Origin of the sequence: Streptacidiphilus anmyonensis, from assembly GCF_000787855.1 — a bacterium.
In the GTDB taxonomy this organism is placed as follows: Bacteria; Actinomycetota; Actinomycetes; order Streptomycetales; family Streptomycetaceae; genus Streptacidiphilus; species Streptacidiphilus anmyonensis.
In genome coordinates, this window is record NZ_BBPQ01000127.1 from 1 (window position 1) to 8,108 (window position 8,108).

8 protein-coding genes are annotated in these 8,108 nt (G+C 72.9%); 7 read left to right on the forward strand and 1 reads right to left on the reverse strand.

Features of this window, described 5'->3' with window-relative positions; translation table 11 throughout:
- Positions 1-230: 230 nt before the first annotated feature.
- Complete coding sequence (pcp, locus tag TR50_RS41520) at positions 231-878, forward strand: pyroglutamyl-peptidase I (protein WP_042435638.1); 648 nt, start codon at positions 231-233, stop codon at positions 876-878.
- Here pcp and TR50_RS41525 read toward each other — a convergent pair.
- Positions 875-1,510, reverse strand: coding sequence for an NIPSNAP family protein (locus tag TR50_RS41525; protein WP_084701901.1), 636 nt, complete (start codon positions 1,508-1,510; stop codon positions 875-877). The two genes, pcp and TR50_RS41525, sit on opposite strands and share 4 nt — an antisense overlap.
- 132 nt (positions 1,511-1,642) lie before the next feature.
- Between TR50_RS41525 and TR50_RS41530 the strand changes: the two genes are divergently transcribed.
- From TR50_RS41530 to TR50_RS41555, 6 genes are all read left to right on the forward strand, one after another.
- Complete coding sequence (locus tag TR50_RS41530) at positions 1,643-2,722, forward strand: AraC family transcriptional regulator (RefSeq protein ID WP_042435619.1); 1,080 nt, start codon at positions 1,643-1,645, stop codon at positions 2,720-2,722.
- A gap of 153 nt (positions 2,723-2,875) precedes the next feature.
- Complete coding sequence (locus TR50_RS41535) at positions 2,876-3,967, forward strand: beta-keto acid cleavage family enzyme (RefSeq protein ID WP_042435622.1); 1,092 nt, start codon at positions 2,876-2,878, stop codon at positions 3,965-3,967.
- Between the two features lie 154 nt (positions 3,968-4,121).
- A complete protein-coding gene (locus tag TR50_RS41540; RefSeq protein WP_042435625.1) occupies positions 4,122-5,105 on the forward strand; it encodes a quinone oxidoreductase family protein in 984 nt (327 codons plus the stop codon).
- A gap of 40 nt (positions 5,106-5,145) precedes the next feature.
- Complete coding sequence (locus TR50_RS41545; protein WP_042435628.1) at positions 5,146-6,045, forward strand: TauD/TfdA dioxygenase family protein; 900 nt, start codon at positions 5,146-5,148, stop codon at positions 6,043-6,045.
- A 55-nt stretch (positions 6,046-6,100) separates the two neighbouring features.
- Complete coding sequence (locus tag TR50_RS41550) at positions 6,101-7,453, forward strand: MFS transporter (RefSeq protein WP_042435631.1); 1,353 nt, start codon at positions 6,101-6,103, stop codon at positions 7,451-7,453.
- Positions 7,450-8,028, forward strand: coding sequence for an RBBP9/YdeN family alpha/beta hydrolase (locus TR50_RS41555; RefSeq protein ID WP_042435634.1), 579 nt, complete (start codon positions 7,450-7,452; stop codon positions 8,026-8,028). Before TR50_RS41550 ends, TR50_RS41555 begins: the two co-directional genes overlap by 4 nt.
- The last annotated feature ends 80 nt before the right edge of the window (positions 8,029-8,108 follow it).

Genomic DNA, 8,108 nt, shown 5'->3' on the forward strand with positions numbered 1-8,108 from the left:
GCTGATCTACATCGAGCTCATGCGCTACTCGCTCATGGACTCGGTGCCCGCGAGCAGCCTGCCGCACCACGTGTGGATCATGGCCACGGCCTGGGCCGTGGTCGGCGGCCTCGGCGGATATGTCTTCTTCTGGAGGGAGGAAGAGGAGTACGGCCGAGGTTGAGTCGGCGGCGCCCACTATCGTGATCCGCCGCAAGCCCTCACTCGCCGCCCTGGAAGGCCCGCCGCCGATGACCCGCGTCCTGCTCACCGGTTTCGAGCCCTTCGGCGGCGAGACGACGAACCCCTCCTGGGAGGCGGCCCGGCTGGTCGCCGACGGGCCGCGGCCTGCCGGGACGGAGGTGACCAGCGTGCTGCTGCCGTGCGTGTTCGACTCCTCTGTGGAGGTGCTGCGCGAGGCGATACGGGACACCGAGCCGGACCTGGTGCTGGCGCTGGGGCAGGCCACCGGGCGGGCGGGGATCTCGGTGGAGCGCGTGGCGGTGAACCTGAGCGACGCGCGGATCCCCGACAACGCCGGGCGGCAGCCCGTCGATCGGCCGGTCGTGGTCGGCGGTCCGGCGGCGTACTTCGCCGCGCTCCCGGTGAAGGCGTGCGTGGCCGCGGTGCGGGAGGCCGGTGTTCCCGCCTCCCTCTCCCACACCGCCGGGACGTTCGTCTGCAACCACGTCTTCTACGCCCTGATGCACCTGATAGCGACCGAGCGCCCGCGCCTGCGCGGCGGCTTCGTCCACGTCCCGGCGGGTCCGGAGCAGGTGCTCGACCAGGCCGTGCCCTCCCTGCCCGCCGCGACCGTCGCCCACGGACTTCGCGCCCTCCTCACCACCGCCGCGACCGGGCGCGAGGACCTGCACGTGCCCGGAGGCAGCACCCACTAGCCGCGACCGCCCCCGCCCTCCCATTGCAGCGCCGACAGCGCCGACAGCGCAGACAGAGCCGGCGGGGCCAACGGATCCGACGGGTCCGACACCGGTTCGAGGCGCAGCGGACGATGCGGCCACGGCGGCGTCTCGGCGGCAGGGCCGAACCAGACGCGGACGTCCTCGCCGGTGCGGACGGGCAGGAGGGGGTAGTCGTTCTCGGCGTGCTCGGTGCGGTGCAGGGCGTGACTCGCGGTCAGGTTCCGGGCGGCGTAGGCGTCGAACGCGGCCGCGTCGGACGGGTGGCAGACGGTCACCGACACCTCGCGGGTGTCCGGTGCGGGGGTGAAGTTCGGGCCGCGCAGCAGCAGGACGTCGTCGCTGTCGACCATGGTGGCGTTGGCGGCGTCGCGGTGCGCCCGCCAGACCGGGCCGGTGTAGAAGGCCTCCAGCGACCGCCGACGCTGTGTCATGTCGGGGAAGGCGCGCAGCCAGACGAAGCGGTCCGGGTCGTCGAGGTCGCGGAACCGGCCCCCGAGGGTGATGCCGACGGCCTCCTGGCCGGTCACGAACTCACGCTCGAACAGCTCGATCAGGGTCGCCCGGGCGCCGGGGTGCAGGGTGTATTGCCGGAGTTCGACGATGCTCATGGGCCGCAGGCTAGGGACACTCCCCTGACATCTCCTGTCAGTGATCCGAACCGCGCTGTCGTACTTGACGGCACGAGACGGATGGCTTACCTCTTGGGGACAGGCAGGCAGCGACCGGGAGGCGGCGAGCGAGTGAAACCCCTGGTCCGCACCGCGTCACTGAACGGCTACGTCGAGCTGAGCCGCTCCGTCGGGATCGACCCGCAGCCGCTGCTGCGGCAGGTGGGCCTGGACGCGGCCGCCCTCGCCGTGCCCGACCGGTGGATCGCCGGCTCGGCGGCGGTCCAGCTGCTGGAGCTGTCCGCGGCGGCCGCCCGGCGGCCGGACTTCGGGCTGCTGCTGGCCGAGTACCGGCGCCTGTCCACGCTGGGGCCGATCGGACTGGTGGTGCGGGAGGAGCCGGACGTCCGCAGCGCGCTCGGCCTGCTGCTGCGGCACGAGCACATGTACAACGAGCTGCTGCACATCCGGCTCTCCGAGGCGCACGGTCTGGCGACGCTGAAGGTGACCCTCGACCTGGGCGAGGAGCTCGCGCACCGGCAGGCCACCGAACTCGCGGTGGCCGCGCTGCACCGGGTCGTGCGCGGGTTCCTCGGCGAACGCTGGCAGTCGCTGACGACGTGCTTCACGCATCCGGCCCCGGCGGCCGACTCCGGCACCCACCGGCGGCTCTTCGGCCCCGGCGTGGAGTTCGACCGCGAGTTCGACGGATTCGTCTTCTACGCGAGCGAGTTGGACTCCGCCAACGCGCTCGCCGACCCGCAGCTGCGCGCCTACGCGCGCCAGTACTTCGAAGCCATCGCCGTGCCCCGGGACAGCACCGCCGAGGACCGGGTGCGCGAACTGATCGAGGTGCTGCTGCCGACGGGCCGCTGCTCGGTGGAGCAGGTCGCCCACAGCCTCGGCGTCGACCGGCGCACCGTGCACCGTCGGCTCGCCGAGGCCGGGCAGACCTTCTCCTCGCTGCTCAACGCCACGCGTCGGCAGTTGGCCGAGCAGCTGGTGGCGAACCCGCGCCGGTCGCTGACGGAGATCTCCGGGCTGCTCGGCTTCGCCTCGCCGAGCGCCTTCTCCCGCTGGTTCGCCCAGCAGTTCGGGTGCAGCGCGCGGGACTGGCGCTCCGCGCGGGCGTCCGGGCGGGCCTCCGAGCAGGCTTCCGGGCGCGCCGCGGTCCCGTCCTCCCCCCTCCCCCTGTCCCGAAATGGCAAGTGAGCCGTCTCCATCGGTAAAGCGGAGCCCGCCGCCCGGATCTACGGTTGGCGCACCCCCGGCGAGGGGGAACCGCTCCGATCCTCGTCCTCTTCCGTGCGCCCCTTCTGTCGGGCGCCGACGAGCGGTCGGCCGTTCCTGTGAAGGAGAGGGACCGTGCACTTCCACGACGACTCGCTGTTCCCGGAGAACCAGGAGAAGTTGGTCATCCAGGCCGCCCCCTACGGCCCTGAGTGGCTGCCGGGCGACGCCGAGGACATCCCGCTCACCATGGACGAGCACGTGCAGGCCGCCGTCGACTGCTACAGCGCCGGCGCCACCGTGCTGCACATCCACGTGCGCGAGCTCGACGGCCACGGCTCGAAGCGGATGTCGATGTTCAACGAGCTGATGACCCGGCTGCGCGAGGCCGTGCCCGACATGGTGCTCCAGATCGGCGGCTCGATCTCGTTCGCCCCCGAGGAGGGCGGCGACGAGGCGAAGTGGCTGAGCTACGACACCCGCCACCTGCTGGCCGAGCTCGACCCCAGGCCGGACCAGGTGACGATCGCGATCAACACCTACCAGATGAACATCGTCGAGATCATGACCGCGGACGACCTCGACGGCACCTCGATCGGGGACAACCCGGCCCTGTACAAGGCGTACCGGAACATGGTCGTCGAGGCCGGGCCCGAGTTCTACCTGGAGCACCTGCGGCGGCTGACGGCCAACGGGATCCAGCCGCACTTCCAACTCGCCACCCTGGCGCAGCTGGAGACCGTCGAGCGGCTGATCCGCAAGGGGATCTGGACCGGTCCGCTGGTGCTCAACTACGTCGCCATCGGCGGCGGCTTCGCCGGGCGGCACCCCGCCGACCTGGTCGAGTTCATCCGCCGCGTCCCGGACGGGGCCGTGCTCACCATCGAGAGCTCGATGCGGGCGGTCGCGCCGATGAACGCCGTCGGCATCGCGCTCGGGCAGCACGTGCGGGTCGGCAACGAGGACAACCTGTGGTTCCGCAAGGGCGAGCGGATGACCACGGTCAAGCAGATCGAGCAGATGGTCAGAATCTCCGAGACCCTCGGGCGCGACATCGCCAGCGGCGCCGAGGCCCGGAAGATCTACCGGATCGGCGAGCACTACGGCAGCGCCGAGGAGACCCTGGCCCGGCTCGGCATGGTGCCCAACCGCCAGCCCGGCCAGCGCGGGTTCATGCTCCGCCCGGAGGGTTCCGGCGGCGACCTCCAGCGGCCCCGGCCCGCGTAACCACCGCTGAGCGCGCGCCCGCGCCCCCACCCGGACGCGCGCCATCCCGCACCCGCACCCGACCGCGCCCGCGCATCCGCGCGCTCGCATCCACTCCCCCATCCACGCCCACGCCGCGCCTTGCCCCGCACACCACCCAGCCCTGGAGACCCCTGTGGCGTACGCCGTCCGCTTCCACCAGACCGGGGACCCGAGCGTCCTGACGTACGAGAAGGTCGCCGTCGGCGATCCGGGCCCCGGCGAGGTCCGGGTGCGCCACGAGGCCGTGGGCCTCAACTTCGCCGACACCTACTTCCGCACCGGCCTGTATCCGGCTCCGCTCCCGGCGGGGATGGGCGTGGAGGGGGCTGGTGTGGTCGAGTCCGTCGGCTCCGGCGTCACCGCCGTCGCACCGGGCGACCGGGTCACCTACACCGGCAGCCCGCTGGGCGCCTACAGCACCGAACGGGTCCTGTCCGCCGCGCACCTGATCCCGCTGCCCGACGCGATCGACTTCGAGACCGCCGCCGCGAGCACCATGCGCGGCCTGACCGCCGCCTACCTGATGCGCCGCATCGCCCCGATGCGGAACCTGCGGCCCGGCGACACGATCCTGCTGCACGCCGCGGCCGGGGGCGTGGGCCTGATCGTGGCCCAGTGGGCCAAGCTGCTGGGCCTGAGGGTGATCGGCACCGTGTCGAGCGAGGAGAAGGCCGGGCTGGCCCGCGCCCACGGCGTCGACCACGTCGTCTTCTACCGGCGTGAGAACGTGGCCGACCGGGTGCGCGAACTGACCGACGGCGCGGGCGTGCCGGTCGTCTACGACAGCGTCGGCCAGGACACCTTCGCCGCCTCGCTCGCCTCGCTGAGCCGCCGCGGCGTGCTCGTCTGCTTCGGCACCGCCTCCGGGCCGGTCCCGCCGATCGACGCCGTGCAACTGGCCCTCGCGGGCTCGGTGTTCGTCACCCGCCCGGCGCTCGCCGACTACATCGCTGATCCGGCCGAGCGGGACGAGCTGTCGGCGGAACTGTTCGGGCACCTCGCCTCCGGCCGCATCGCCGTGCGGACCGGCCAGCGCTACCACCTCGAAGACGCCGTCCAGGCGCACCGCGACCTGGAGTCCGGCCGCACCACCGGTTCCTCCGTCTTCGTCCTTTGACCAACTCCTTTGGTGGTCACTCCTTTCGGGAGGAAGCATCATGACCGACACCCTGGACACCGCCTCCGCGACGCCGCCCGAGGTCCGCGGCATCGTCGAGGCCGAACCGCTCACCCGCACCATCGGCGCGCAGCTGCACGGCGTGGACCTCGCCGACGCGATCGGTGACGACGAGCTGTTCACCGAGATCCGCGCGCTGCTGCTGCGCCACAAGGTGCTGTTCCTGCGCGACCAGACCTTCAGCCGCGCCGAGCACGTGGCGTTCGCCCGGCGCTTCGGGCCGCTGATGGACCATCCCGTCGCCGGCAGCGACCCCGAGCACCCCGGCCTGGTCCGCATCCACAAGGGTCCGGAGCGGACGGCGGACTACGAGAACGCCCTGCACACCGACGGCACCTGGCGCGAGGCCCCGGGCATGGGCGCGGTGCTGCGGTGCGTCGAGTGCCCGCCCGTCGGTGGCGACACCCTCTGGGTCGACATGGCCGCGGCCTACCGGCGTCTGCCCGACCACGTCAAAGCGCAGATCGAGGGGCTGCGGGCCCGTCACAGCATCGAGGCCACCTTCGGGGCCGTCATGCCGCCCGAGCAGCGGCACGCGCTCAAGGCCCGGTACCCGGACGCCGAGCACCCGGTGGTGCGCACCCACCCGGAGACCGGCGAGAAGGTCCTGTTCGTCAACAGCTTCACCACGCACTTCGTCAACTACCACACGCCCGAGCGCGTCCGCTTCGGGCAGGACTACGCGCCCGGCGCCGGCGAGCTGCTGCGGTACCTGACCAGCCAGGCCGCCGTCCCGGAGTTCCAGGTGCGCTGGCGCTGGCAGCCGGGCTCCGTCGCCGTCTGGGACAACCGCAGCACCCAGCACTACGCCGTCAACGACTACTGGCCCGCCGTCCGCCGGATGGAGCGTGCGGAGATCGTCGGCGACCGGCCCTTCTGAGCAGTCGTCACTCGTCACACCCATGCAGGCACCCCCACGAGGTGAGGTGGCAACAATGAGGTTCCCCACCACCGCCGGGACGTCGCCGGAGACGTACTCCGCCGCACCGGCCGTGCCCAGACGCTACGCCTGGGTCGTCTTCGCCCTCAGTTTCGCTCTCCTCCTGTCCGACTACATGTCACGGCAGGTGCTCAACGCCGTCTTCCCGCTGCTCAAAGCCCAGTGGCTGCTGAGCGACGCCAAGCTGGGGTCCCTCAGCGGCGTCGTGGCGCTGGCCGTCGGGGTGCTCACCTTCCCGATGTCGTTCCTGGCGGACCGCTGGGGCCGGGTCAGGAGTCTGCTGTGCGCGGCCGTCCTGTGGAGCCTGGCCACCGTGGGCTGCGCGGTGTCGGCGGGCTACGGCCAGCTCTTCCTCGGCCGCGTCTTCGTCGGCGTCGGCGAGGCCGCGTACGGCAGCGTGGGCATCGCCGTCGTCCTCAGCGTCTTCCCCGTCGCGCTGCGGGCCACGCTCTCCGGCGCGTTCATCGCCGGCGGCGCCTTCGGATCGGTGCTCGGCGTCGCGCTGGGCGGCGCCCTCGCCCAGCAGTTCGGCTGGCGCTGGGCGTTCGGGGCGATGGGCATCCTCGGTCTGGTGCTCGCCGCGGTCTACGCCCTGGTGGTGACCGAGAAGCGGCTCGACCCGCGAGGCGCGGCGACAGCCGGGGCCCGGCCGCGCGCCTCCGCCCCGCTCCCCTCGCTGCTGCCTCAGCTCTTCTCCTCCGTGTCGGTGGTCAGCGCGTACGTGGGCAGCGGCCTGCAGTTCCTCGTCCCGGGCGCGCTCATCTCCTGGCTGCCCAGCTACTTCAACCGCTACTACCACCTGACCACGGCCAAGTCCGGCGCCGCCGCCGGGCTCTTCACGCTGCTGATCGGCGTCGGCATGATCGCGGGCGGCGTTCTGTCGGACCGGATCAGCCAGGCCGTGCCCGGACGCAAGTGGGCTGTCGCGATCGGCAGCAGCCTGGCCTCGCTCGTGCTGCTCACCGGCGCGTTCAGCCTCCCTGACGGGGCCGCGCAGCTGGTCCTGCTGGCGGCCGGCTGCCTGGCCTGCGCGGGCACGGCCGGGCCGGCGGCGGCGATGGTCGCCAACCTGACCCCCGCCGTCATCTCGGCGACCGCGTTCGCGACGCTCACCCTGGCCAACAGCCTGCTGGGCCTGGCCCCAGGACCGTCCCTGACCGGCGTGCTGGCCGACCACGCGGGGCTGCGCGGCGCGCTCCGACTGGTCCCGCTGGTGTCCGTCGTGACGGTGGCCGTCTTCCTCCTCGGCCGCCGCTGCTACGCCCGCGACCTCGTGCGCCTGACGGCGGCGGCCCGGCCCGCGCCGGCGGACGCGCCGCGCCTCACCGAGACGGAGCTCCCCGCATGACCGGGCCCCGGCAGCCCACCGTCGTCCTCGTCCCCGGACTGCGCGACCACGTCGCCGAGCACTGGCAGACCGCGCTTTCGGCCACCCTCACGGCCGCCGGCCGCGCGGTGCGCACCGTCCCGCCGCTGACGCGGGACCGGCTCAGCCGCGCCGCGCAGGTCGACGCCCTCCAGCGGGTCGTGTCCGACGTCGACGGCCCCGTCGTCCTGGTCGCCCACAGCGCCGGAGTGATCACCGCCGTGCACTGGGCGCAGGAGCACCACGCCGAGGTCACCGGCGCGCTGCTGGCCACGCCGCCCGACTTCGACACCCCGCTGCCGGAGGGCCACCCCTCCCCCGAGGTCCTGGCCGAGCACGGTTGGACGCCGGTGCCACGCAAGCCCCTGCCGTTCCCGAGCACCGTCGCCGCCAGCGCGGACGACCCGCTGGCCGCCTTCGCCCAGGTCGTCGAGCTCGCCCGGGACTGGGGCGGTCGCCTGGTCGAGCTCGGCCCGGTGGGCCACCTCAACCCCGCCTCCGGCTACGGCCCCTGGCCGCAGGCGGTAGCGCTGCTGGAGCAGCTCGAACGCACCTGAACGGACGGCGGGCCGGGGGTAACCGGGTTCGTCCGGATCCGACCGGAAGCCTTGGGTGGGGCGGGCGGGGCGGATGAGAC